The following is a 24792-nucleotide window of genomic DNA, read 5'->3' as shown; positions in this document are numbered from 1 at the left end:
GCACCGATCATGCCAAAGGCGACCGGCAGTCCGACCCGGTCCAGTCCTCCCACGCCTTCAGGCAAAGAGTCCTGACGCCGGGGGCTCGGTTTCTGAAGACTTTCTGATATTGTCGTCAGAAGGGGCGAAACCGGGCGTTTCCTGCTATGGGGGCGGCGGTTTGGGGACATGGGAGGCAAGGTGGTCCGGTTTGCCGGTTTTGAACTCGACCGCCAGCGGGCCGAGCTGCGCGGTGCCGACGGCACGGTCACCAAGCTGCGGCCCAAGACCTTCGCAATGCTCAGCCTGTTTGTCGCCAACCCCGGACGGGTGTTCGGCAAACAGGACCTGATGGAGGCCGTCTGGCCGGACGTCCATGTCGGCGAAGACAGCCTGTTCCAGCGCATCCGCGAGCTCAGGTCCGCACTGGGCGACGACAAGCGCCAGATGATCCGGCTGGTGTCCGGCCAGGGCTACGTGTTCGACGTGGACGTTCCGACGCCGGAGGACGGCGTCGAACCGAACGCCAACGACGGGCGGCCGGCCCTCCCACCACCGGTGCGCCGGTCTCGCCTTCGTCCTCTGCTGGTCTTCAGCTTGGCGGCAGCGGCAGTTGTTGTCGGCCTGACGGTCACCGCGCTATTGCTTGCCGCACCCCCAAAACACGGCCCGACGACGATTGCGGTGATGCCGTTCACCGGCACCGGCGATGGCGGTCAGGTCGCCGAGACGGCGGCCGGCGTCACCACCCGCCTGACGGATGGATTGGCGAGGGTCGACAATATCCGCGTCGCAGTCGCGTCGGACGGGACGGGAGCCGATCCGGCCCTGGACTATGTCGTGACCGGCGAGATCCGGGTGGACGCAAAGACCTGGACCGCCGAAGCGCGGATGGTGGATACTGCCACCCATGAGGTTCAGTCGGTGACCGCGATCACCGTCGAAATCGGCGATACCGCCCTGCCGCTGCAGCAGTCGCGGCTCGCCGCCGGCATCGGCCACGTGCTGGCGCTGCGCCTCAACGCGCTGCTCAATGGCGATGCCGAGGCAGCCCGGCAGGACACCAAGGTGGTGATCGAGCAGGCGACGGCGTTCCTTACCCAGACCTCGCCGGAGCGCTTCGGCGAGGCCGAGCGGATGCTCGACGCCGCGATCGCCGCCGATCCCGACAATGTCGACCTCGCCGTTGCTCTTGCGGCTCTGCAACTGCGCGGCATTCAGATGGTCTGGTACGCACCTGCCGACGGCAAGGCCGCCGAAACCAGCGCCAAGGCGGCGCTGGAGCGCGCCCGGCGCCTCAAACCCAGCAGCCTCCCGGTGCTCGAGGCCTATTGCCGCTTCCTCAATGCCACCACCCGCTTCAACGAAAGCCTGGTGGCCTGCGCACAGGCGCTCAGCTTTGATCCCTGGAACGGTATCGCGCTCTACCACATCGGCCTCGCGCAATTGCAGCTGGGACGCTTCGAGGACGCCCTGGCGACGTTCACCCAGGCCGATCAGTTCGATACGCCGGCGGTCGCACGCTGGACCTGGCTGCTCGGCGCCGGCTGGGTCAACCTGCTGATGGACCGCGACGCAGTTGCGTTGGGTTGGCTGCAGCGCTCCATTGCCATCACCCCTGCCTCCGGCCGTCCGATGATGCTGCTGGCCGCTGCCTACCAGCGGCTCGGGCGGCAAACGGAGGCCGAGGCAACGCTCTCGAAAGCGCTAGGGCTGCGGCCCGGCACCACGGCCGTCAACGTGGCTCCGCCGACGACGGGTGCCAGCCCGGTGTTTCTTGCCGCCAGTACGCGGATCATCGCGGCGATGGTCGACGCCGGGTTACCCGAACACTAGGGTCCGCTTGGCCAATGTAGCGAGGTCGCTATGGCGCGGCGCGGCGGTCTGAGCACTAACCCAAACGAGACTGGCGTCCGGCCGTTGGCGCTGGCCGGACGATCGTTCCCGCGAACAGCAGAAGACCTGCGCCGGTGAGCACCAGGCCGGCCCAGACAGCGGACAATAGGCCAAAGCCAGCTCCGATGGTTACGCCGCCGGCCCAGGCTCCCAAGGCGTTGGCCACGTTGAGCGAAGCGAGGTTCATCGCGCCCATCAACGTCGGGGACTCGGGCGCAAGGCTGACGAGGCGGACCTGGATAGTCGGGATGGCGGCCATCATCGCCGCGCCGACGACAAAGAAGCCCGCGAACAGGACCCAGCCGTTCGTTCCGAGCAGGCCCATGGCGAGGAGGGCCGCCAAGGTTACGCCATAGCCCGCGACGATGCCGCGATCCGGGAAACGATCAGCAAGGCGCCCACCGTAGAGGTTGCCCAGCATCATGCCGATGCCGAATAGCGCGAGCGCCAGCGGAATGGTTTGCGGCGACAGCAGGAGCAGGTCGGTAACGAACGGACCGATGAAGGTGTAGACGGCGAAGATGGAGGAGATGCCGAGCGCCGCCACCCCCATCATCAGCCAAACCCTGGGCTTTACCAGACCATGCAGCTCGTGCACCACCGAGGCACCGTTGAGCGCCGCGCTGCGGGGCACGTAGAACCACAGCGACAGGAACGAGGTGCCGCCCAGCGCCGCGATGCAGAGATAGGTCTGCCGCCAGCCGACGGTCTGGCCGAGGAAGGTTGCGATGGGTGACCCGAAGATTGTCGCGACGGTCAATCCAGCCATGACGATGGCAAAGGCCCGCCCCGCATGTCCGGCGCCCACCACATACGAGGCAACGACCGCCCCGGCGCCGAAATAGGCACCTTGCGGCAGGCCGGTGATGAAGCGGGCAGCGATGAACAGCTCGAGGTCGCCGGCAATGGAGGACAGAACGTTGCCCAGAACGAAGATACAGATCAGCGCGAGCAGGAGCGTGCGGCGGTTGAAGCGGGCCGCAACCAGCGTCAGCGCGGGCGCACCGATCACCACGCCCACCGCATAGGCGGTAATGGCGTGTGTGGCCGTCGGAATGTCGATACCCAGTTCCGCCGAGAACAGCTGGATCATGCCCATGCTGGCGAACTCGGTGGTGCCGATGCAGAACGTGCCGAGCGCTAGAGCCAACAGGCTCAGCCGGCGCCGGCCGGGGGCTGCAATCACATCGTCGCCCGCCACGGCGGGATCGGCATCGTCAATGACGGACATTTCGGTGCTCTTGTCTTGGGGGATGGATCGCCGGCGATGCCGGGAGGAGGCAGCATCGCCGGCCGGGGGGCGGGATCGCTACTCGGCGCTGTCCACTGCGGCGAGGATCGCATCGGCCACCACCTGAGGCTGGGACAGCATGGGGACGTGGCTGGAGGCCACATGCACCGTCGTCGCCTTCATGCCGTCGGCAAACATCTGCTGCAGCACCGGTGGGATGATCTGATCGTTGTCGGCGATCACGTACCAACTGGGCTTGGTGCTGTAGGCGGTGGCGGCCACCTGACCGTCGAAGGCGCCGGCGAACAGCGGTGCCTGGGTGGCGGCCAGCAGCGCGGCGCTTTCGGGCGAAAGATCGGGCGCAAAATACTTGGCCATGCCGGAGGCCGACCAGGTCAGCCAACCCTGGGCGTCGGCGTGGATTTCGCCCTGCCATGGCGGCGGCGCGGGTGCGGCGCTGACGATCGAGTTCACCGATTGCCCGACACCGGGCGCGAAGGCGGCAACATAGACCAGCCCCACCACCTTGTCGTTGTTGCCGGCCTCGGTGATGACGGCGCCTCCGTAGGAGTGGCCGACCAGGATCACGTCGCCAGGCTGATCGTCGATGACGCGCCGCGTGGCGGCAACATCGGCCTCGAAGGACGAGGCGGGATTGTGCACGGCGACAACGTGGAGGCCGCGCTGCTGCAGCAGCGGCACGACGGCCTCCCAACTGGACCCGTTGGCCCAGGCGCCGTGTACCAGGACCACGGACAGGTTGTCGGCGGCGTGAACGGTGGGCACCATGGTGGCCGCACCGATCGCCGCGGTGGCGATGGCTGTCTTGATCGACATTCTAGTCTCCTTGGCTTGGATGCCGCGTGGGTGCGACCCGACCACCAGACCAGAGACCCGTCCGCCGATATTTCCGGAACTTGCCGACCTATTGACCGAAATTGCCGTTCGGCGCGGCCACAGCGACGGGACGAGCGCGATGAAGCTCGCGATAGGCCTTGGGGCTGACACCTGTCGCCTTGCGGAAGGCGCGGCAGAAGTTGGCCTGCGATCCGAAGCCGGTGTCGAGCGCCACTTCGACAAGGGACGCACCGCCGCTGGCGATCATCTGCTTGGCGCTCCGGATGCGCCGCTCGGTCAGGTAGCGGTGCGGCGCCGAGCCAGTCGCCTGCCGGAACAGGCGGGCGAAATGAAACGGGCTGAGACAGGCCTCCCCGGCGAGATCGTCGAGCGAGATGCTCTCGCCCAGCCGTGCCTCGATATAGTCAAGCACACGCTGGAGCCGCCGCGGTTCGAGCGAGGGTTGGCGGGAGGCCGGCTGCCAGTCGCCGACATTGTAGTTGGCAACGAGATGCGCTCCCAGCGCCGCCCGAATGCCATCCGCGAACAGTCGATCGATAGGCTGGGGGGGCCGCTCGAGCAGACCGCATATCGCTTGGCTCAACAGCGCCAGCACGGGATCGGCGAAGCCGCCCTCGTAGACCAGTCCTCCCCCGTCGGGGGCGATGTCGTATTCGGCCAGCGCGCTTTGCTCCAGCAATTGTGCCGGCAGGTAGACGATCAGGCACTCGGTCGAGCCATCGAGTTCGAGCAGCGTCTCCTCAGTGCCCGCAGGAACAAGCCAGCTCGTGCCCGGTAGCGCGACGCGCTCGCGCAACGGGCCATCGGCCCGGTATCGGACCGTCGCCTTGCCGGAAATGACATGGAGGAGTTCAGTGCAGTCAGCGCGCACCGGGTTCTGCGGTCCTGTCGCGATCTGACGGTGCTCGACACGCATGGCGGTCCACTCGCGGGGCTCCCCCAGGAGTGAGCTTGGTCGATATTTCTCGTCACCATGACTCGGTAACATCGCACCCTTGCCACTGCTCAGCCGCGAATAGGCGGCAGGGCACATTTGCCCAGGCTGCAGGCATCGGCGAGTTAAGCGCGGTTAAACTTGCCGCGGGCTGTGCTAGGCTGCCCGAGGGGATATGGGTTCAACAGCATGACCGACCTGGCGCTGGAACAGTTCAGCCAGTCCTATGCGTTCGGGCCGTTTCGGCTGCTGCCGGAGCGGCGCCTGCTGCTGCGCGATGGGGCGCCGGTGCGGATCGGCGGCCGCGCCTTCGATATGCTCACGGTGCTGGTCCGGCGCTCCGGCGAAGTCGTCGGCAAGCGCGAGCTGATGGCCCTGGTCTGGCCGACGCTGTTCGTCGAGGAGAGCAACCTCAAGGTGAACATGAATGCGCTGCGCCGATCGCTGGGCGACGCGCCGGATGGGACGCCCTATATCGCCACAGTGATCGGCCGCGGCTATCGCTTCGTGGCTCCTGTCACCCTGGCGATGGACTCCGATATCGGCGTGGCGGTCGGCGCCGGCAGCCGGGCGAGCAACCTGCCCACCGCCACCACCAGGATCGTTGGGCGCCAGTCGGTCATCGACGCCGTTCACGCCGAACTGAGCGAAGCGCGGATCGTCTCTATCGTCGGCCCCGGGGGCGTCGGCAAGACCACCGTGGCCCTGGCCGTCGCCGAGGGCGAGATTGCGAACCATCGCGACGGCGCGTGGCTGGTCGACCTCTCGCCGCTGACCGACGCCGCCCTGGTGCCCAACGCCATTGCCACCGCCATCGGCCTGACGGCTCACTCGGCCAATATGCTCGAGGCGCTTTGCCACTACCTGCGCGACCGGGAGATGCTGCTGGTGCTCGACAGCTGCGAGCATGTCATTGATGGCGTCAGCGCCGCTGCCGATCGAATCCTCGCCGAAAGCGGCAGCACCAGAGTTCTGGCCACCAGCCGCGAGCCGCTGCGGGTTCGGGGCGAGCGCGTCCGGCGGTTGCCGGGTCTGGCGACGCCTGCTGATGCGGCGGGGCTGACAGCCGCCGAAGCGCTGACCTTCCCCGCCATCCAGCTGTTCGTCGATCGCGCCGTCGACCGCAACGAAGCCTTCACGCTGAGCGATGTGGATGCCCCGGATGCGGCCGAGATCTGCCGCAGACTCGATGGCCTCGCCCTCGCCATCGAACTGGCAGCGACCAATGTCGAGGCGCTTGGCGTCGCCGGCCTGCTGCACGCTCTCAACGATCGCTTCAGCCTGCTCGAGGGACGGCGTGGCGGCCCCGAACGGCACCGCACCCTGCTGGCGACGATCGACTGGAGCTATCATCTGCTCTCGCCGGCCGAGCAGGCGCTGATGCGCAAGCTTTCGGTCTTTGCCGGCAGCTTCAGCCTCAATTCGGCCTGCGCCATCGATGGTCGAGTGGACCGGCCGGAGGTTACGGCGGATCTCGCCCGCCTCGTCGCCAAATCGCTGGTCACGGCCGAGGTGCATGACAGCGGCATCGAATACCGCCAGCTCGATTCCACCCGCGCCTATGCACTCGAAAAGCTCGCAGAAAGCGATGAGCTGAACCGGGTTCGCCGCCGCCATGCCGAACACTGCATCGCGCTGCTCGGGGCGGCAAAGGCCGATATGGAACGGCTCCCGCACGCCGATTGGCTCGACCGCCACGCCGGTAAGGTTGGCGACGTTCGCGCCGCGCTGCGCTGGACCTTCGAGGATCCCAGTTCGGGTGAATTATGTGTCCGGGTGACGGTTGCGGCCATCCCCTTCGGCAAGCAGATGTCGCTGATCGAGGAGTTCCGCATTGCTGTCGAGCGCGCGCTGGACGACCGGCTGGCGCCCTACCGTAGCGATCGCGACGAGTTGCTGCTCAATCTCACCCTCGGCGCGACGCTGCTCCACTCACGCGGGCCGTTGCTGGCGGTGAAGGTCTCGCTGACCAAGGCGCTCGGCATCGCCGAAGGGCTTGATGACACCGACCTGCAGCTCGAATGCCTGCGCGGCCTCTCGGAATATGAGCTTTGGACTGGCGACTCCCGCGCCGCCATGACGGTTTCCGATCGCATCCTGGCCCTTGAAGGCAAGGGACAGAGGGCGGCCGCGGGCGATGCTGACGCGCAGGCCGGATCGGCGCTGCACTGGCTCGGCGCGCTCGGAGCGGCTCGCTACCGGCTCGAGGGCATCGTTCAGAAACCCTTCGTCGCCGGCCAACGCCCCGATGCCATGCGCTTCGAATTCGACCAGCGCCTTATCGCCCGCGGCGCACTCGCGACGGTCCTTTGGCTGCAGGGGTTCGCCGACCAGGCGCTGGCCACTGCCCGCCAGCAACTCGAGGACGCGGAGGCGTCGAACTATGCGGTGTCGCTGTGTTCTGCGCTGCTGCACGGCTCGGCAATGATCGCCATGTATGTGCGGGATTACACGGGCGCCCGGAGCTTCATCGATCGCGGCATCGAACATGCCAGGCGCCATGGACTGACGATCTGGCGGGCAATGGCGACCGGCGGCAGCTCCCGGCTCAGCCTGTATCTGGGCGAGCAACTGGACCTGCCACATCTTCGCGACAACCTTGCCGAAGTGCGCGAGGGCGGCTTCCGCCTGCGCTACCCAAACTACCTCACCAACTTTGGCGAGGCGCTCGCCCGACAGGGCGACGTCGAGGGCGGTCTCGCCGCTATCGACGAGGCGTTGGCGATTTGCAGGGATAACGGCCAGGTTGTCGGCATCCCCGAGATCCTGAGGATCAAGGGCAACGTCATCCGCTTCGAGGCGCCCGACCGCTGGGAGCGCGCGGTCGAGTGCTACCTGCAGTCGATCGAACTGGCGCAACGCGACCACGCGCTGGGTTGGGAACTGCGATCGGCAATCAGCCTCGTGAAACTCTGGCGCACGCGGGGTGGAAATGCCGCAGCCGAGGATGGGCTCTCCACCACGCTCGCTCGCTTCACCGAGGGTTTCGGCACTGGCGACGTGCAACGGGCCGGGGCACTCGTCGTCAGCCGACCCGCCTAGCTCGCCTCAGCACTCGCAGTTCCGGCGCGAAGAAAACCGATCCCACGCCGGATCGACGGTAGCACGATGACCAGCGCTAGCAGGGCCGCCGCCAAACTCACGCTGGCCATGGCCGCCTGGAGCGCACCGGCGCCATCGAAGATGTGCTCCGCCACCAGCGGCACCAGCGTCGGACCCAGGCCGATGCCGAGCAGCGCAGTGATGGTCAGCGACAGCGCGATCGTCGTCGCCCGCATCTCGTTGGGCACGCCCTCCTGCATCACCACATGCCCGATCACATAGCCGCTGATCGACCCGAGCGCCCAGACGGCGAAGGCGATCGCCGCCTGCTGGCCTGTGCCCGCCAGGAATGTCGCCGAGGCACCGACCAACGTCAGCGAGTAGCACCCGAGCAGCAGCACCACGCGCGATGGCACGCCCCAGCGCCGCACGAACCAGTCCGAGAGCGCCCCGCCCGCCACCGACGCGATCACGCCGCTGGTGGTGATCGACAGTGCCACGAGGCCACCGGCCTCGAGCGGCGTCATCCCGTGCGAACGCTGCAGCAGCGTGGGCAGCCACGAGATCAGCGCATAGTCGCCGATCCCGAGCGCGCCCTTGACAAGGCAGACGCGCAGCACGGCGCCATTGTCGGCCAGCAGCTGCCGTACCACCGCAGCCAAAGGCAACAGCCCTGAGCTGTGTGCGCGTTGCGGTTCACGGATCAGCAGCAGCAGCGGCACCAGCACGAAGCCCGGGATGCCCACCAGAACGAAGAGTTGCCGCCACGCCTCGAGCGGCCCGATCAAGGGGATACCGTCAAACCAGCCGGCAGCACTCCAGCCCAGCAGCAGGCCGCCGACAAACAGGGCCGTTCCCGTACCGAAGGTCGCTCCGAGCGCGAATATCCCCAACGCCGTGCCGCGACGGCGCGGCGAGAAGCAATCGATGATCAGCGATGAGGCGGCTGGGATCAGGGCCGCCTCGCCGAGGCCCACGCCGACGCGGGCGACGAAGAAGCTCCAGAAGTCGCCGGCGAGCCCACAGGCAATCGTCGCCGCGGACCACAGCGAGATGCCGGCGATGATGACATTGCGGCGGTTGGCCCAATCGGCGAGCCGGCCGCTCGGGAGGCCGGCCAGCGCGAAGATGACGGCAAATCCCGCACCCTGCAGCAGGCTGATCTGGAAGTCGGTCAGGCCCAGTCCGCTGCGGATCGGATCAACCACCAGATTGATGACCAGCCGGTCGGTGAATGAGACCAGCAGCGCCAGGCAAAGGACGGCGACAGCGTACCAGCCGGCGCGCGCCGAGATCGTGGTCTGGTCCGGCGTTCGGTCCGTTGCCATCTGGTGGTCCCCATCTGTCTGTCACTGCTCAGATAATCAGTGGCATGGCAGCGCTAGGGCGACAAGTTGGCGGGGCCTTGGCGGTGGGCGCAAAATAGCAACATCGGCCTTGTCGGAGGCAAGCGCCGCAAAGAACAGCCCGTCTCGCCGCCCTATTGTGGTGCAAACCATAAGCCGCGAGGTCGCCATGATGCAGTCGAGCCCTGTAAACCAGAAGCGGGGGTTCCAGATCCACGCCTTTGTCTTCGTTGTCGCCATGATCTTTCTTGCCGCGCTCAACTACTATCTTGGCGAGCCCTACTGGGTCGTCTGGCCCCTCATCGGCTGGGGCATCGGCGTCCTCGCGCACTGGTGGTTCGTCCTCGGGCCGGGTGCCGGCGCGAGCAAGTGAGGACGAAGGCCCAAACGCTCGACCCGATGTCCGCTTCAGGCCGAGCGGACGGCTCGAGAGTTCGCAGCTTTATTCGAGTGGTGTGGGATTTGGCGCACCCGACGAGATTCGAACTCATGACCTCTGCCTTCGGAGGGCAAGGGTTTGCGGTTTCTTGCCGCTTCCTCGCGTTTCCGAAAGTCCTCATACCCCTTGTAAATCATCGCTTTTCTGCCATAACTCAATTTCTCACGGTTACTGCAAGTTCCCCTCGACGTGTTACCCCGGTGTTACCCCGTCGATCGAGCTGCACAGTGGAGGACGGGAAAATGGCGGCGGGACGGATCACCAAGCGGACGGTTGATGCCCTTCAGGTGACGGGCAAGGACTACGTGCATTGGGACGGCGAATTGACCGGCTTCGGGGTGCGCGTTCGGGCAACCGGCGCGAAGTCATTCGTCGTGGTCTATCGCACCGGTGGGCGGAACACTCCTCAGCGCCGCGTCACCATTGGTGCGGTCGGCAAGATCGAGGCAGACAAGGCCCGCGACGAAGCCAAGACTATCATTAACCAAGCCGAGCTTGGACTGGACCGCGCGGCGGAGAAGGCCAAACTTCGCGCCGAAATGACTTTCGACAAGGTTTGCGATCTCTATCTTCAAGAGGGCTGCGAAACCAAGAAGGCCAGCACCATCGCCACCGACACGGGCCGGATCGAGCGGCATATCAAACCACTGCTCGGCAAGAAGCGGATTGGCGAGATTACCCGGACGGACGTCGAAAAGTTCATGCGCGATGTGGCGAATGGCAAGACGGCCGCCGACGAGAAAACCAAGCGGCACGGGCGCGCTATCGTCGAAGGCGGCAAAGGCACTGCCACCCGCACTGTCGGCCTGCTCGGCGGGATCATGACTTTCGCCGTGTCGCGCCAGCTTCGCACCGACAACCCAGTGCGGGGGGTTAAGCGCTATGCCGACAAGAAAGGTGAAACGTTCTTGTCGGCGGCTGACCTCGCGAAGGTTGGCGCGGCGTTGACCGCATTGGAGGCCGAAAGCGCCAACCCTTCAGCGATGGCGATCATCCGGCTGCTTGCCTTCACCGGCGCTCGCAAGAGCGAGATCGCCGCGCTTCGCTGGTCTGAAGTTGACCTTGAGCGCGGCTACCTTCGCCTTGGCGACTCCAAGACCGGGGCAAAGGTGATCCCGATCGGTGCGCCGGCTTGTGAAGTGCTGGCAAGCGTCGACGCCATCGAGGGCAGTGAATTCGTGTTCCCGGCAGCGAGCGGGGAAAGTCACTTCCAAGGCGTCGAGAAGATATGGCGGAAAGCGCGGACCGCCGCCGGTCTTCCCGATCTTCGGTTGCACGATCTACGCCACAGCTTCGCGTCGGTGGGTTTGGCACGCGGCGACGCCTTGCCGGTGATCGGCGCTATCCTCGGCCATGCCGACGTAAAGACGACCAGCCGTTATGCGCATCTTTCTGATGACCCGGTGAAGGTTGCGGCGGATGCAATCTCTAGATCCATTTCCGCGGCATTTGGCGGCAAAGGCCAGGCGGAGATTGTCGATATCGGAAAGAGACGGACAACCAAATAGCTCGGCCAGTCTCGAGCGGCGGCGGGGGTGGTGCCGGGACCATGCCGAGTCGGCGACCACCATTGGCGAGAACGGGCAGCCCGAGTAGCATCGCGCAATGTGTCACGCCTACTCCATCACCACCAATCTCGAAGCCTTGAGGGCTCTTAGATTCACCTTCGAGGTGGCCTCGAACATCGGCAACCTGCCGCCGCAGACCGGAGTCTATCCCGACATGCTGGCGCCAATCATCCGCAACCAGCCGAGCTTCCGCGAACTGATCAAGGTCCGCTGGGGCATGCCCACCTCATCGCAAGCTCTCTACCAAGCGGCCCAGGCACGCGCGGACAAGATTGCGAAGAAGCAAGGCCGCGACCTCACCGCAGACGAGTTCGCCGACCTGGTGCGAATGGAGCCCGACCGCGGCACCCACAACGTGCGGAACACCAAGAGCCAGCACTGGAAGCGATGGCTGGCGCCGGAGTTCCGCTGCATCGTGCCATTCACCAGCTTTGCCGAGGTGAGTAGTGAGATCGGCCCGGACGGCAAGAAACTGGGCAACACCTGGTTCGCCTTCGACAACAGTCGGCCGCTCGCGTTCTTCGCCGGCATCTTCGCGCCGCAGTGGACCAGCGTGCGGAAGACCTCCGAGGGCATGATAACCAGCGACCTCTTCGCCTTCCTCACTACCGATCCGAACGACGTCGTGGCGCAGGCGAATCCTGACGCCATGCCAGTGATCCTCACCACGCCCGAAGAGATCGAGATTTGGATGACAGCGCCATGGGAGGAGGCCAAACTACTGCAGCGGCCACTGCCGCCCGGCGTGCTGCAGGTGGTTTCGGTCGGCCCGAAAGAGGACCCGCCGGAGCCGGTCGAAGAGCCGTCCCTGTTCTGAGACCCTTTCGGCACGGTGGCTAAGGCTTGTAGTTCGAAAGGTTGTCAATGAGTTCTGATCCAGTGAATGCCGGGCYAAGACGGGCTGTCCTGATCGTGGCCCTGCTTAATCTGGGCTACTTTGGGATCGAGTTCGCAGTCGCCCTTTCGATAGGGTCGGTCTCACTCTTCGCCGACAGTGTCGATTTCCTTGAGGACGCTTCGGTAAACCTGCTGATCTTCTTCGCCTTGGCGTGGACGCCTATCACCCGTGCCCGCGTCGGAATGGTGCTCGCCGGGATCCTGCTGGTGCCGGCCCTGGCGCTCCTCTTGGCGCTGTGGGGGAAATTCACCAACCCGGTTCCACCCGAACCGTTTGCCTTGTCGCTGACAGGCGCGGGTGCGTTGACGGTCAACCTTGCCTGCGCCTTCATCCTTGCTCGGTTTAGGGCCCACAGCGGCAGCCTCACACGGGCAGCATTCCTGTCAGCTCGCAACGATGCCATTGCAAACGTGGCGATCATCCTAGCGGGGCTGGTAACGGCCTACATCTGGCAGTCCGTGTGGCCTGACGTGATTGTCGGACTGGCGATTGCCGCGATGAACATCGATGCCGCTCGCGAGGTCTGGGAAGCCGCTCGAGGGGAGCACAAGGAAGCTGCTTAGCAGCAGCCAAGATCTATTCGCGCCGGCCGAAAGGGCCAGAACCGGATGCTGCTCTACCCTGCCCGGCGCAGCGGCACTGGCTCCGTAGCTCGCGGCCGCGGAGGTGTACTCCAGTACAGCGACACATGCCGGCTGCCACAGCGAGGACAGCACATTTTCCGCTGCAGCTGTTCGATTGGAAACTCGTGACCCAGCCCGGCGACCAGGCTTTCGAGGTCGATCGAGAACGCCTGAATGCAGGGCTTCTTTGTCTTCAGACCCTCGTGCCTGCCCTCGCATCGGAGGCTAAGGGTCCACCCAGCGTGAAGCGCAGCGCCAAGGCTGCGAACCTCATTGGCAATGTACTTTCGGGCAAAATGGGCAGTGCAGTCGGTGCCGGGGTACTGCATCGCTTTCGGGCACTGGCCGGCCATGGCGACCAACCGGCAGACGTCGGCCAACGGCGAATTGCCGAACTTTCTGCGAAGGGATCCGACGCTGTATTCGCCGTTGCGGCCGCAGGGCGTGCAAACAATCGTCAACCGGGGGTGCCGGAAGTCCGAAAGGTGGCCGCTGAAGGGATCGTCGGATGGGCTCATTCCCGATTGATACATCCGTGAACGAAGTGAGAACAAGCCAGCGGGGCTAGTACGTCTGCATCACGGCCGACAAAGCCTGCACGAGCACTCTTTCCGCCCACGGGGTGGGCGGTGAACTGCAGGGGGGAAGGCACTAGCCCTTAGGTCGCGCAACGGGAGGCCATGGTGGTGGTTCAGGTTTCTCAACTTCTTTTAGATCGCCAATGTGACAGCCTGCCACAGCTAGCATCGTACCAATGTCATCGAACCGCTATCGGCCAATTCTCTCGGACCTCGCGCAAAGCGGGCCATTCGAGTTCTCTGCCCTAACTGACGAGTGGGGAACCCTCGCGGTGGTTGTTCATGATGTCACCAACAGGGAAACGAGAGTGGCCTTTGAAGACTACCTCGCCTATCGAAAGCGCGACGAAGGAGACGCCCTTACCGAACTGCACCAGATAAGTTCCCAAGGCGTAATCGGCCGTTGGTTCTATGAGGTCGACGGGCCGTCGGAGTTTGTCGAGTGGTTCCACGCTCACAGCCTTGGCATTCGGAAAAAACTGGCCCCCCGGCATTTCCTTCTCGCTCTAAACAACGATCTGATTGACGTCTTGAGCCTCAATCCGCCCCTCGTCACCGGCCCTACCCCCTAGAATACGGGGGTGCCCCCGCACCCTGTGTGGGGGTACATATCGCCAGAGCCCGATACCTTTGGTACCACTCCTGTCATGCCATCTTCCCACCTAACTATCGCGTTTGAGGACAACTTTGGGCATAGCGCCATGGCGGCACTCACTCGGCAGGGATACCTGTGGTGTAGAGATACGTCGCACAACCGCGCCAACGCCGAGGGGCTGTGGTCCACCGTCGAAACGATGCGATTGACGCTCACGAGTGGACTGGCACGTACGCCGGATGCGCTTGCAACGATCCTAGACAGCGCTCTTGAGCATCATCCCGAGGTAACGTCGCTAGTCGTCACTGGCTTTGCAGACCAGTCGGCAGCCGACGGTGAGGCTATTGCTCGAGAATTTGCATCGACTGAGGTAGCGTTCTCCTATCGCCGCAACCCCACTGCCTAGCTCCGGTCGTGCCCCCGCACCCCATCACTACGTGTGGGGTAAGTTCGTCTCACAGGAGCAGCACTTGCGCTCGCTAACCGAATTCACGTTCGAGATTGAGGGGGGCTCTGAAATACCCGAGAGCCAACAAGGCCCTCTCGGGCCGCGCGCTGAGCTTGTGCCATTCCTCCCCCAGCCGGTCGCAGAGACGGAGGTGCTAGGGCGTCCCATCGACGAGATCAGCCAGAACATTGGCACCTATGGCATGGGAGGCGCTGGATTCTTTGGTTTACTTCTGGGCAAGGAGTGGCTGACGATCGCCCTTTGGGGCGCCGAGAACTGGCTGAGGTTCAACGATCGCATCCTGGGGAACATCAACTACGTGCCTGGAGATGGTATGGCCCCGTGGGATCGGGACGAACTCACCCGGTCAATGATCGGCCGCACTATCGTCAGCCTACGAGTTGACAGGACGACAATGGAACTCACCTTGTCGGACGGTGGTGAGCTTCGATTAGACGCAGAACCGGAGAGGCGCCCGATCTTTGCAGGTTGCAAATCGCCTCGGGTGTTTGAGGATGACGACGATTTGCGGCGCGTGGTTTTCCTGATGCCTGACCTGCCGCTATGGGTCTAGCTTTGCTCGCCACCGGTTATGACACGCCTCCACACCCGTAGTGCGGGCGTGGATTGGGGCGCCCACGTTCACTCCGGCGAGTACCGGGCTTCCTGCAAGAGCCGGTCCACTGCGCCTTCGTCGAAGTGCACGGAGCCCAAATCCGGCTCGACCTGGAAAAAGGTGATGAATACCTTCGGATCGCCTTCGCCCCATATGAACCAAGAACGGTCTTCGACGCCTTTGGTGGTGTGGGCTGCGCTTAAGATGGAAAATTGATGGGTCCCAAAAGTGCGAAATCTCATGCTGGCATCCAGGGCGTCTGGCCAAAGCGTTCGGGCAAACGCCTTCACCGTCTCGGTGTCGTTGCTTGCCGGGAAGGGCGATAGCACATTGGCGGGAACATCTTGCGCCGTGACCATTCCACGTTGATCTGAAGCGGACCGTCCAGTGGCCTTCGCGTTGACCGTGAAGTCATCCGGGAGCTCCATCAAAACGTGCGACGAGCCAAGCCGCCGCAACTCGTCGGCTGATGCCGACGCAGCGCACACAGCCAATATGGCTGTCGAGTAAGCTGCTAGATGCTTCATCAATGACTATCCTCCGGAGCAACCGTCCCGGAACAATAGACTACCGGCGGTTGCACATGTGAAGCCCCCACACCCTAACCTCGGGCGTGCCCCCCGCACCCCATCACTATCTGTTGGGCTTGAGGCTGGCGGCTGCGATTGCCCAAAATACCAAGCCACCAAAGGCGCCGTAGACTGCGATCTGGCCGAATATTGCAGAAAGCTGCAACCAGCCGGCGACGGTTGGAAGCCCGCCTACTCGCATCAACTCCCCTTCGAAGTAAGATTGGTCGGGTCCCACAAAAGCAAAGATCACGAACCATGGAACAGCGGCTATGATGGCCCCTGAAAGCATGCAGTTGAATGGAGACAGACGCATCATCCGTGACAGCACGGCATACGTTGGTATCCCGAGGACAACTGTTGGAAGGTATGCGCCGACGGCGATCATCCACGGCACGAAGGTCCAAATCACAGGGTCTAGAGCGGTGCCGCGCAGCGCGGACACAACCGGGAAGAGTATCACCGGCGAGGCGGGTGCAAGGGCGAATGCCAGCATTACGCGCCACCCGGAAGATTGCACCTTTCCTAGGCTTCGATGTTCGTCTGTGATGCTCGGCGAGGGCTGAGGCTTGTCCATCAAGGCAGCAATCTCCGAGGGTGCAGTTGAAGCGGCAACCTCCCTACGCGAGCTTGGCCGCCCCAACACCCTCGCTACGGGCGTGCCCTCCACACCCCATCACTATTTGTGGGGATCGGCACCCTGTGCGTCAGCTTTGAAGCCAAGCCCGGGAGCATCAACCATGACCGGGAAGCGAACTAGCACCCTCCGCACCTCAGCGCCCAACTGGGACAAGTACGATTGGTCGCAGTTGAACTCGGCCTCCATGGCAGACGTCCATGCTCCTCCGGGCCACAACCGCAACGTGCTGAGGATGTGACCTGTAGATCCTTTTGCTCCCAGCGTTGCCACGAGGCCCATATCGCTCCCGTCAAGCGTCGCTAGGCCGCTGAGGTCGCGGTGGAGCGCCTCCAGTTCGACAGCGAAGAAACGAAAGTTGCGACTTGGGATCGCTCCGTCCAGCTCGACGGTAACGCCAGCGTCGGAAACCACTATCCGACAAACGACCTCATCTATCCACCACGGGTCGGGAGAGGGAACCGATAGTCGCCCGATGGCCCACAGTGACAATGGCCCAAGGCGGATGTCTGGAGCTGCCGCTTCTTCAATCATGGCCATGGCTAGCACGGGGGAACAATGGCTGGCCACCCACACCCGGCGCCACAGGCGTGCCCCCACGCCCCATCACTATGTGTGGCTGTAGCGACTAGAATGAGTTTGGCATCATTTTCCAGCCTCTCACGCGAACCACGCGGCATGTTCTATCGACGTCAAGTGCAACTAGGTAGCCGGGGCGCTGCAGAGCGTAGGAAGCCCCGCTTTCCGGTGCTGCCCCCCGAGCAGTGCCAGCAATTGGGACCTGTCGGGTTCCGCAGAACTGATGATCAACCTCGGGGAGGACAGCGAAGTTCTCACGAAACCCCTCGCTTTCCAGCCCCTTAACTGTCGGCTCCAGTGCCAACGTCTCACCCGCTTCCAGCAGCTCATGGGGCATATAATCGTCGGTGACCACTGAGACCAATTTGCGCACCAGCGGGTCTTCCGGCGGAGACAACGCGCTGCACCCGCTCAGGGTCACCGAACAGCACAACGCCAACAAGCTCGTGGTCCGCAGGATCGAACTATCCATCGCACCTTCCCGACCAAAAGTGGTGCCGGTGAGCATCGTCAACAACCCCACGCCCTAAGCTCGGGCGTGCCCCGCGCACCCCATCCCTATTTGTGGGGAGCGCCAACGGTTACAGCTTGCCGCTCCGATGTTCGATACCCTTCGCACGCTAGATCGATAGCGGCTTCGAGGTAGCAGTCCGCAAACTCGGAGAAACTATTGAACACATGCCAGTGATCGCGATCCTTTAGCAGTGCAATACGGCCGCGGTCGGGTCCGTCACCGCAGTTTAGGGCCCAAGCCCAACACCAGCCCATGAGGTCCGCAAAAACAACATACTCGTCCAGCGGATCGTTGGCGGAGTTATAGTGGTCGTTCCCTAGTTCCGAGCGAACTGTGGCAAGTCGGTCTAGGGCCCAAAAGGTAATCATGTTCTCCGCGTCGTCATGATCGCTGGACAAAAAGCCTCGCAAGATGTGCTCGCGAAACTCTTCTGGGAAGGTAAGCGCAAGCAGCTTCTCTTTGGCCGCGACTAGTTCTTCGTTTGCCATAGGCAATCCCAAGTCCGCCAACGGGCAGTCCTGCATCTCCCGCGGGCCGTGCCACGCGTGGTAGCACTCCTCGATCCACCTTTGATGGAGTCGCTCTGCTGGTGTCATACTCAAACCTTGGGCTTTAGCTATCGCGGAAACAACCCCCGACACCCGCGCTACATCTGTTGGCCTAGTTGGGATCGTCGACCAACAATTTTCCGCTCGACCAGAAGTCCTTGAGCTTCTCCCACCATCTGAGGCCTTCCCGGCCTAGAAGGATGGTGATCCGCTCTTCGGGCAACTGTTGAACTTCCACACGGTCCTGGAGCCTCTCAAGAAGCCCAACCGTCGCGGCCTCGCGAACGTAGTTATCGCCCTTGATCAGCCATTGCTCGCAGACACCTAGGCCGGCCACCACTTCCCGGGTCTCTCCGATATGAAGTTGATCGACAAAATAGGTCGCGAGTTCGGCGAGCAAAAGGTAGTTTGGCAGATCGCCAACCGGATAACCGTCCACGTTTTCGGGGCTTGTCCAATAGGCAACGAACGCATCCCGCTGATGCCGAAAGCCGGGAACAGCCTCAACTAGGGGTTCAAACATGTTGTGACGTGTGATCATCGAACGACAATGGCCCATTTCGCTGAGGCCGTTAAGTGGTCCCCCACACCAGCACTACGGGCGTGGTCCCACACCCCATCACCGTGTGGTGGGGACCGAATTTGGTGGCAGTGAAATCGGCCTAGCCAAGCCGGGGGGCAAGACTTGGCGAGGCGATCAGCTGGCACCTCAGCAATGAGGTAGAGGGCTCTCTCCCAGTCCGCCAGCACCATGCCCCCACACCTGCCCTACGTTTGAGGGGGCTCGACGGCTCAGGCCAGCTACCTTTAACTTGGAGCCTATGAAGACTCTCTCCGACTATCCGTCGTTCTTGCACCCGTTGTTTGAGGCAGTCGGTCGGGCAATGGACAGGCCACAAGTTCATCCCGGCGTGCTGGCGACCCTGCCAAGCGAGTTCGCAGGCTTTGCTCCTGGGCAGGTAGTGCGCATTCGCCACGTCTCAGCCGCTGAGGCGGGTGGACGGAGGGGCCACTATGAAGTGAAGCTAAGCAGTCCGGAGACCTCACTTCGCTGGAAAGTTTGGCCGAGAGAGCTGCAGGCCTTAGCTAACGATGCCCTGCGGCAGTCCCCGTCGAACAAACCCAAACCCTAGACACATCTGTGGGGATGCTGACTGACTAGTGAAGCGGTTCCAAGTAGGTCAGCACCTGAGAGTTGAGGATGCGCAGTGATGCCGGTCCTTCACCCTCAATCAGCGCGAAATCCCAACCGTAGTATTTCCGATCAACCGCTTCGTAGATCGATCCCAACACCAAGGGATCGTCATCGTCGGTGGCAGCAGGCGTCACGACCCGCATGCGGTCGCCAATCCTGCACACCAACTTGGCTTCATCAACAGGCGGAAGGTTGTCCGATAGGTTCGCGCTCGACACACCGGCACTCCGAATTCGGGACGAGACAAGCAACAACACGATGCCACTGTCTACCCCACGCCCCTGTTAAGGGCGTGCCCCCGCACCCCATCCCTATCTGCTGGGGCGATCTCGCGTGATCGCAGCTTGCCTGCTAGGATTGTTGGATGGACGTGCAGGACCCATCGCCGACAACTGGCGAAATGACCCCCCGGCTGGGCATCCAAGAGGCGAAGCGGGTTTGCTTGGGCGCGGCTTCGACTGGAATGGCTATTGCCCGCTTTGAGGGCTTCATTCGTCACGAAGACGGCTTTGAGGCCCGGCTTGATTGCATCTGGGAGCCTAAGCCCGCGAGGACGCTGGAGGATGTTGTGGCGAACAACGCCGATGCCGCTCACCAAGTCGAGCATGACAACGACGGTTGCGATCACTTCATCCTGACGATGTGGCCTGTCGAAGCTGAGCTTGCCTCTTGGCGAAAAAAGTCCCCGACACCCTAGCTACGGGCGTGCCCCCGCACCCCATCCCTATCTGTGGGGGCAATCCCTTCAGCTTAGGACGTAGTACTCCATCGGAGCAGCTAGCTCCGCGCGGAACTCGCCACACTCTCCGCGAAACAAAAAGTGGGTCTCGCGTTCAGCCAACTCTTCGACAAAACCAAAATCGACCGACCCATCCGGATCGATCTTCGGCACCATGTCAATTTTAGACCAGTCGACCGACGTCGAATGCCCCAGCACTACCAATATTTCATACTCGTAGGCGCTCCCTGGTGCGGGATTGCCCCCTCGTACGGCGGCTAGCAAGTGAATGCTGAACGTGGTCTCGTTTTCTGACACGCTCAGCACGTAGCTGTCTTCCAAAGTGTAGCGAGTTACCGGCGAGCGAACGTGCAATTTCTGAATGGCCATCGACAAACTTCTCGGCGCCACAGGGGCCAAGTCAAGTGGTAAGACCCGGCACAGTATCGGTTAGGTCGCCCACCAATCGCACTGCGGGCGCTCCCCCCGCACCCCATCACTGGGCGTGCCCCCCGCACCCCATCCCTGTTTGTGAGGGATTGACCCGCAGCTGCAAACTGCCAGTTTCAGACGATGACGGCGAACTTCGACATCGCAAAGCGCACGATCGATACTGCCGCTCAGGATGGCTATTGCCCAATATGGGACGTTGTCGATGAGGTCGCACAGGAATGCGAAATCTCCCGCGACAAGGCAGTGTCCCTTGTCAGGCAACTCGGTGATGAGCTGATCGCTAGCGGTCAGTACTCTTTCTGGTCATCGGTCGAGCCGTATGGACCACCCACCGTTGCCGACCCGAGCGCCTTCTTCGGCGACGGATTGGAAAGGCATAGCCGAATCTCCGACGGCCCGCCGTTTTACTATCTGCACAAGGGTCCACGCCGCCACTAAGCCCCAACACCCGTAGGTAATCTGGTAGTGTCTCAGTTTGAATTTGGCGGCCCTCGACGCCTATGGTTCCAAGGTCCGAATGCCCTATGCTTAGCGCAAAGCATGTATGGGTTATGGCTATCGAAGACTTAGGCGATCAGGGGTTGCCCGGCTGGACGTTCAGCATGGACGAAGTGTCTGCCGGCGTGTGGCGAGTTCGGGGTTGGCACCTTGATGGTCGCTCAGTAGAGCGCACTGGGACGGAAGAATCGCTGCTCCTAAAAGAGTGCGTCGAGGACGCAAAACGGCTGATGGGGAAGCGATATACCAACCGGTCCTAAAGGCGAGAAGCGCCCCGCTGACGCCATCGGCAACGCGGTTCGCGTTGCGCGCATTGCCACTGGTGAAGCGGCCCCTTTTTATTGCTGATCCCCACCGCTGAAGGTGGTTTCCGTCGGGCCGAAGGAGGACCCACCCCAGCCTGTTGGAGAGCCGTCCCTGTTCTGACAACTGGGTTAGGCTCCGGCGCCCATCATTGGCGCAAAGTCATGCGGCTGGGGGCCTCGCCAGTCGAACAAAGTTGCGGCAGAAGTATCAACTCGGGCGAAGCTGGGGAGGAGTTGAAAATGTCGCTAGGACACGATTCCGTGGAAGGTTCCTGTCACTGCGGGGCGGTGAAGATCCGCGCCGCCTCGATGCCCACTGAGCTTAACGACTGCCAGTGTGAACACTGCCAGAAGCGGGGAGCTCTTTGGGCATACTACCCGCCCGATCAGATCAATATTAGCGGACCGACCTCGGTCTATGTTTGGAACAAACGGCTTCTCGAATTTCATTTCTGCCCAACCTGCGGGATGACCACACATTGGTGGCCCGTCGATGCCAAGAGTGTGCCATGGATGGGGCTTAACGCCCGCGTTCTCGGCCGGGATGTCTTCCAGCAAATTCAGGTGACCAGGGGCGCAAACGACTAGGGGCGTCCGGCGCTACAGGTTCGTTTTGCAAGCGCCCCATCATCATTTGTGTGGGGCGGCTCCCGCTCAGCTTGACGACAGATTTGTCTGCTGCTCACGCTGGCGCCCGATGTGTGGCCGTCACGTGTATGACTTTGGAAAGCAGAACCTTCCGATGCCACGCAGGCAAAAGCGCAATCCCAACTTCCTCGACAACATTGTCTTGTCGAGGTTTGAACGCTTGAAGAAGTTTGAAGTCGATGACCACACGGACCTTTTCGTGGGGCAAAGGGCCAAGGACGGTAGCCGCCACATAATCCTGAAATCAAGATATCCCGGAAACACTCAATATCTGTGGTGGGACGAAGCGCACGCTCGCAACTTGGCCGAGTGCATCACTGATCTGCTTGATACGAAGATGGACTAGGCGAGCTCGGGCGGCCCCCCTGTGGGGTTTCTCCCGACCTCCACATCGCGAAATCACCAGTTGCGTTTGAGCCTCGTCTCGAGAACTGTCGGTGCTGTGCGATTGGGCACAGACAACAACGGGTCGGTTTTCGGCGTCTTTTGTTTTTGGGAGGCGTTTCAGGGGTTTCACCTAAAAGCCGGAACTGACATGGACGCTGGTCTTGCCGAGCGCATGCTCACCCCGCCGTCGGAAAGGCAGCACCACGCGAAGCGACTTGGCGCCGAGGTATCGAACCCTTCCAACATAGCGGAGCGACGTTGGATCAAGCGCGGTGCGTTGTTGATCGGCGCTGGTCTTTTGGTAATTCTGTTACCCTTGGCGATTGACGTTTTGACCTAGGCACTCGCCGTGAGGATCGACGTTAGGTGAGGTGGTCCCCGCTAATCGACAGGACCGTTCCGGTGTCGAGCCGAACGCTGATGGTCTCCTGTCCGAAGGGCGCCCTGACCAATCCTTGTGATCGTCCAGGTGGTCCTCTACCAGTTCATGCACGGCGACGCCCTCGGTCCGAGGATCGAGACGCTCAAGGGAGGTCTCTCGCAGCGTCGCCGGGGTGGCCCACCCTTCGAGGACGATAGCCACGCCTGAGGAGCAAACGAATCAGTGATCGCCGGCCGACTCGGATTCGTTCGGCATCCGCAATAAATTGGGATCATGCTCCTCGATAAGCCCGCCCTCCGGTTCATCCAGCCCGCCAGGCCCCGCTTGGTTGACACCGCGCCGAGCGGTGAAGGTTGGCTGCACGAGGTGAAATTCGACGGCTATCGCACCCAACTGCATGTCGAGGCGGGCACCGCGAAAGCCTTCACCAGCAGCGGAGCCAACTGGACCGACAAGTATCCGCAGATCGTTGCGGCCGCAGCCCAACTCCGCTGCACGTCTGCCATCCTCGACGGCGAGATCTACCTGCCCGACGCCCGTGGCGCGGCCGACTTCTCAGGCTTACCAGCGGCCATCCGCTGGCGTCCGCAGGATCTGATCTTCGTCGCCTTCGACCTGCTGCACCTGGACGGGGAGGATGTCCGCAGCAGGCCGATAGAGAGCCGGCGCGCCAAACTGCACGAGCTCCTGCAGAGCGCGCCGGCACCTTGCCTGGCGTTCAGTGAGGAACTCGGAGTAGACGGCTCAGAGGCCTTCGCCGCGGTCGATGCATTGGGCCTCGAGGGGATCGTCTCGAAGAAGCGCGGCAGCCGCTATAAGAGCGGCGACACCGATGCCTGGCTGAAGACCAAGACTTTCACCGAGGGAGAGTTCGAAGTCCTCGGCGCGGACTTGTCGCCGACAGGGGCGCCGGTGGCGATCCTTGCCCGCCGAAACGAGCACGGCCTGCACTATGTGGGGGATGCCTTCATCACGCTGAAGGCGGCCGACCGGGAGGACTTCTGGGCATACGTCGAGGCGAACACCATCGACACCCCTGCCCTGCCCTTAAGACGGCGCGGCACCTGGTTGAAGCCCGGGCTCATGGCCAAGGTGAAACACTTGCGTGGTGACGGCACCTTGCGAGCTGCCTCACTCAAGGGGCTACGTCATGATCACCGCTAAGCAGCACCCGCCAGAGCCGGGGATGCCCAAGGTCGAGTTTGTCGAGCCGGACCTTGCGCGCTGGACCTTCACCAGTGCTGATCGCGAGGTGCAGAACATTGAGTTCCGTTATTGGCGCGGGTGGTTCGGGTTCGACGAGGACGACGAGCCGCACGAGGATGGCGTCACCTGGCTCGTGCGCCGCAGCTACGGGTGAAGCGACAAAGGCGGGTAGGTGGCTAAAGAAAAGGGGCCCGACGGGCCCCTTCGCATTTTCGTTCGAGGGTCGAGGCTTAGTCCAGGGTCTCGGCCCAGGAAGCGGCCCGATACGGCAGCGCACTCGTACCCAGCGGGTTGAGCGCGTCCGAAGCCGTCGTGGAGTCGCCGAACGGGATGGAGAGGCCAACCTTGATGGTGTGGGAGAACCCATCGTCTTCGGTGTTGGCCTGGTAGGCCGCGTATTCGTAGCCAGCGGTCAGGAACGCATCAAAATCGGTCGGGAGACGGAAGGCACCCTTGATCCCAGCCGACCAGAACGTGCCCTCGTCGCCGGCATCCTCGAAATCGTCGGTGTGGCCGTAGGAGGCATCCACGAGAACAGCAAAGTCGTCGCTGAGCGCAAACATGGCGCCCGCGCGGACGAAGCCACCGGTGAAGCCACTGTCCGTGTCGTCGGTGCGGATATCGGCATAACCGAGCTGTCCGAAGAGACCGAAGCTGTCGAACTTGGCCAGGCCTTCGACACCGACGGTGTAGCCGCCCTGTGCCTCATCGGCGAAATTGGGGGTAAAGCCGCCCGAAACAAAGCCGCCGAGCATCAGGTCGGCAGTGCCGAAGCCAAGGTGTCCGCCGATGGTACCGACATAGGTCGGCGCGAATTCATCGGTGTTATCAAAGGTGTTGCCTTCGAGGTACCCGTCAATGCCCCAATAGAAGCTATCGGATAGCCCCCAAACGCTAGCGCCGAGGTACGCACCGCCGGCCCATGCAGTAGTGGGGTCATCCGTCTGGTCGATGTAGGTCGCGAGCAAACCCACGTCCACTACGCCCTTGATGCCCGATACAGCCGCGGGGGCCATCACGGGCGCTTCATCGACAATCAGATCGGCGGCGTTGGCCGCGCCTGCCGCCACTACAAGGGCTGCCGCTGAGACTGACAGTAGAA

General features: G+C 62.9%; 26 protein-coding genes and 1 tRNA gene. 14 read left to right on the top strand and 13 right to left on the bottom strand.

Annotated elements, in window-relative coordinates:
• Positions 1–180: 180 nt before the first annotated feature.
• Positions 181–1815 (top strand): winged helix-turn-helix domain-containing protein, encoded by a 1635-nt coding sequence (locus AC1DWU_RS15230; protein WP_477150846.1) that lies wholly within the window; start codon positions 181–183, stop codon positions 1813–1815.
• 55 nt (positions 1816–1870) lie between these two features.
• On the opposite strand, the gene AC1DWU_RS15225 is transcribed toward AC1DWU_RS15230, so the two are convergent.
• The 3 genes from AC1DWU_RS15225 to AC1DWU_RS15215 all read right to left on the bottom strand — a co-directional run bounded on the left by AC1DWU_RS15225 (position 1871) and on the right by AC1DWU_RS15215 (position 4880).
• Positions 1871–3106, bottom strand: a complete 1236-nt coding sequence (locus AC1DWU_RS15225; protein ID WP_477150845.1) for an MFS transporter — start codon at positions 3104–3106, stop codon at positions 1871–1873.
• A 78-nt stretch (positions 3107–3184) separates the two neighbouring features.
• On the bottom strand, positions 3185–3943 hold the full coding sequence (locus AC1DWU_RS15220) for an alpha/beta fold hydrolase (protein ID WP_477150844.1): 759 nt from the start codon (positions 3941–3943) through the stop codon (positions 3185–3187).
• Between the two features lie 88 nt (positions 3944–4031).
• On the bottom strand, positions 4032–4880 hold the full coding sequence (locus AC1DWU_RS15215) for a helix-turn-helix domain-containing protein (RefSeq protein WP_477150843.1): 849 nt from the start codon (positions 4878–4880) through the stop codon (positions 4032–4034).
• Positions 4881–5087: 207 nt separating this feature from the next.
• On the opposite strand from AC1DWU_RS15215, the gene AC1DWU_RS15210 reads away from it, so the two are divergent.
• Positions 5088–7940, top strand: a complete 2853-nt coding sequence (locus tag AC1DWU_RS15210) for an ATP-binding protein (RefSeq protein WP_477150842.1) — start codon at positions 5088–5090, stop codon at positions 7938–7940.
• Here the strand turns inward: AC1DWU_RS15210 and AC1DWU_RS15205 are convergent.
• Positions 7937–9268 carry an MFS transporter gene (locus AC1DWU_RS15205; RefSeq protein ID WP_477150841.1) on the bottom strand — a complete coding sequence of 444 codons (1332 nt, stop codon included), beginning with the start codon at positions 9266–9268 and terminating at the stop codon, positions 7937–7939. The genes AC1DWU_RS15210 and AC1DWU_RS15205 overlap by 4 nt on opposite strands.
• Before the next feature lie 187 nt (positions 9269–9455).
• Between AC1DWU_RS15205 and AC1DWU_RS15200 the strand changes: the two genes are divergently transcribed.
• Entirely contained in the window at positions 9456–9659 is a 204-nt protein-coding gene (locus tag AC1DWU_RS15200; protein ID WP_477150840.1) for a 2TM domain-containing protein, read from the top strand.
• Positions 9660–9749: 90 nt separating this feature from the next.
• Here the strand turns inward: AC1DWU_RS15200 and AC1DWU_RS15195 are convergent.
• Positions 9750–9828 (bottom strand) — tRNA-Arg (locus tag AC1DWU_RS15195).
• Positions 9829–9967: 139 nt separating this feature from the next.
• On the opposite strand from AC1DWU_RS15195, the gene AC1DWU_RS15190 reads away from it, so the two are divergent.
• The 6 genes from AC1DWU_RS15190 (at position 9968) to AC1DWU_RS15165 (ending at position 15009) form a co-directional block, all read left to right on the top strand.
• On the top strand, positions 9968–11233 hold the full coding sequence (locus tag AC1DWU_RS15190) for a tyrosine-type recombinase/integrase (RefSeq protein WP_477150839.1): 1266 nt from the start codon (positions 9968–9970) through the stop codon (positions 11231–11233).
• Between the two features lie 97 nt (positions 11234–11330).
• Complete coding sequence (locus AC1DWU_RS15185; protein WP_477150838.1) at positions 11331–12110, top strand: SOS response-associated peptidase family protein; 780 nt, start codon at positions 11331–11333, stop codon at positions 12108–12110.
• A 47-nt stretch (positions 12111–12157) separates the two neighbouring features.
• Complete coding sequence (locus AC1DWU_RS15180; RefSeq protein WP_477150837.1) at positions 12158–12754, top strand: cation efflux transmembrane domain-containing protein; 597 nt, start codon at positions 12158–12160, stop codon at positions 12752–12754.
• Between the two features lie 125 nt (positions 12755–12879).
• Complete coding sequence (locus AC1DWU_RS15175; RefSeq protein ID WP_477150836.1) at positions 12880–13353, top strand: hypothetical protein; 474 nt, start codon at positions 12880–12882, stop codon at positions 13351–13353.
• A 215-nt stretch (positions 13354–13568) separates the two neighbouring features.
• Entirely contained in the window at positions 13569–13964 is a 396-nt protein-coding gene (locus tag AC1DWU_RS15170; protein ID WP_477150835.1) for a hypothetical protein, read from the top strand.
• A gap of 493 nt (positions 13965–14457) precedes the next feature.
• Entirely contained in the window at positions 14458–15009 is a 552-nt protein-coding gene (locus AC1DWU_RS15165; RefSeq protein ID WP_477150834.1) for a hypothetical protein, read from the top strand.
• Positions 15010–15077: 68 nt separating this feature from the next.
• Here AC1DWU_RS15165 and AC1DWU_RS15160 read toward each other — a convergent pair whose 3' ends face one another.
• The 6 genes from AC1DWU_RS15160 to AC1DWU_RS15135 form a co-directional block, all read right to left on the bottom strand.
• Positions 15078–15578: a hypothetical protein gene (locus AC1DWU_RS15160; protein WP_477150833.1), complete on the bottom strand. Its 501-nt coding sequence runs from the start codon at positions 15576–15578 to the stop codon at positions 15078–15080.
• A gap of 106 nt (positions 15579–15684) precedes the next feature.
• Positions 15685–16116 carry a hypothetical protein gene (locus AC1DWU_RS15155; protein ID WP_477150832.1) on the bottom strand — a complete coding sequence of 144 codons (432 nt, stop codon included), beginning with the start codon at positions 16114–16116 and terminating at the stop codon, positions 15685–15687.
• A 769-nt stretch (positions 16117–16885) separates the two neighbouring features.
• Positions 16886–17344, bottom strand: a complete 459-nt coding sequence (locus tag AC1DWU_RS15150) for a hypothetical protein (RefSeq protein ID WP_477150831.1) — start codon at positions 17342–17344, stop codon at positions 16886–16888.
• A 50-nt stretch (positions 17345–17394) separates the two neighbouring features.
• Complete coding sequence (locus AC1DWU_RS15145; RefSeq protein ID WP_477150830.1) at positions 17395–17838, bottom strand: SMI1/KNR4 family protein; 444 nt, start codon at positions 17836–17838, stop codon at positions 17395–17397.
• A gap of 172 nt (positions 17839–18010) precedes the next feature.
• Positions 18011–18439: a DUF7674 family protein gene (locus AC1DWU_RS15140; RefSeq protein WP_477150829.1), complete on the bottom strand. Its 429-nt coding sequence runs from the start codon at positions 18437–18439 to the stop codon at positions 18011–18013.
• 617 nt (positions 18440–19056) lie between these two features.
• Positions 19057–19311 (bottom strand): hypothetical protein, encoded by a 255-nt coding sequence (locus tag AC1DWU_RS15135; RefSeq protein ID WP_477150828.1) that lies wholly within the window; start codon positions 19309–19311, stop codon positions 19057–19059.
• Positions 19312–19457: 146 nt separating this feature from the next.
• On the opposite strand from AC1DWU_RS15135, the gene AC1DWU_RS15130 reads away from it, so the two are divergent.
• Positions 19458–19790, top strand: a complete 333-nt coding sequence (locus tag AC1DWU_RS15130) for a hypothetical protein (protein ID WP_477150827.1) — start codon at positions 19458–19460, stop codon at positions 19788–19790.
• Positions 19791–19838: 48 nt separating this feature from the next.
• Here the strand turns inward: AC1DWU_RS15130 and AC1DWU_RS15125 are convergent, their stop codons facing one another.
• A complete protein-coding gene (locus AC1DWU_RS15125; RefSeq protein ID WP_477150826.1) occupies positions 19839–20201 on the bottom strand; it encodes a hypothetical protein in 363 nt (120 codons plus the stop codon).
• 183 nt (positions 20202–20384) lie between these two features.
• Between AC1DWU_RS15125 and AC1DWU_RS15120 the strand changes: the two genes are divergently transcribed.
• The 4 genes from AC1DWU_RS15120 to AC1DWU_RS15105 all read left to right on the top strand — a co-directional run bounded on the left by AC1DWU_RS15120 (position 20385) and on the right by AC1DWU_RS15105 (position 23844).
• Positions 20385–20702, top strand: a complete 318-nt coding sequence (locus AC1DWU_RS15120) for a hypothetical protein (RefSeq protein ID WP_477150825.1) — start codon at positions 20385–20387, stop codon at positions 20700–20702.
• 527 nt (positions 20703–21229) lie between these two features.
• A complete protein-coding gene (locus AC1DWU_RS15115; protein ID WP_477150824.1) occupies positions 21230–21655 on the top strand; it encodes a GFA family protein in 426 nt (141 codons plus the stop codon).
• Between the two features lie 1102 nt (positions 21656–22757).
• A complete protein-coding gene (locus AC1DWU_RS15110) occupies positions 22758–23648 on the top strand; it encodes an ATP-dependent DNA ligase (RefSeq protein WP_477150823.1) in 891 nt (296 codons plus the stop codon).
• Positions 23635–23844, top strand: a complete 210-nt coding sequence (locus tag AC1DWU_RS15105) for a hypothetical protein (protein WP_477150822.1) — start codon at positions 23635–23637, stop codon at positions 23842–23844. The genes AC1DWU_RS15110 and AC1DWU_RS15105 overlap by 14 nt, the downstream gene beginning before the upstream one ends.
• A 76-nt stretch (positions 23845–23920) precedes the next feature.
• Here the strand turns inward: AC1DWU_RS15105 and AC1DWU_RS15100 are convergent.
• A partial coding sequence (locus AC1DWU_RS15100; RefSeq protein ID WP_477150821.1) for a hypothetical protein occupies positions 23921–24792 on the bottom strand: 872 nt, incomplete at its 5' end.

It is taken from the genome of Devosia sp. P2_G7 (assembly GCF_056403495.1).
This window is presented reverse-complemented; position numbering and strand designations above follow the sequence as displayed.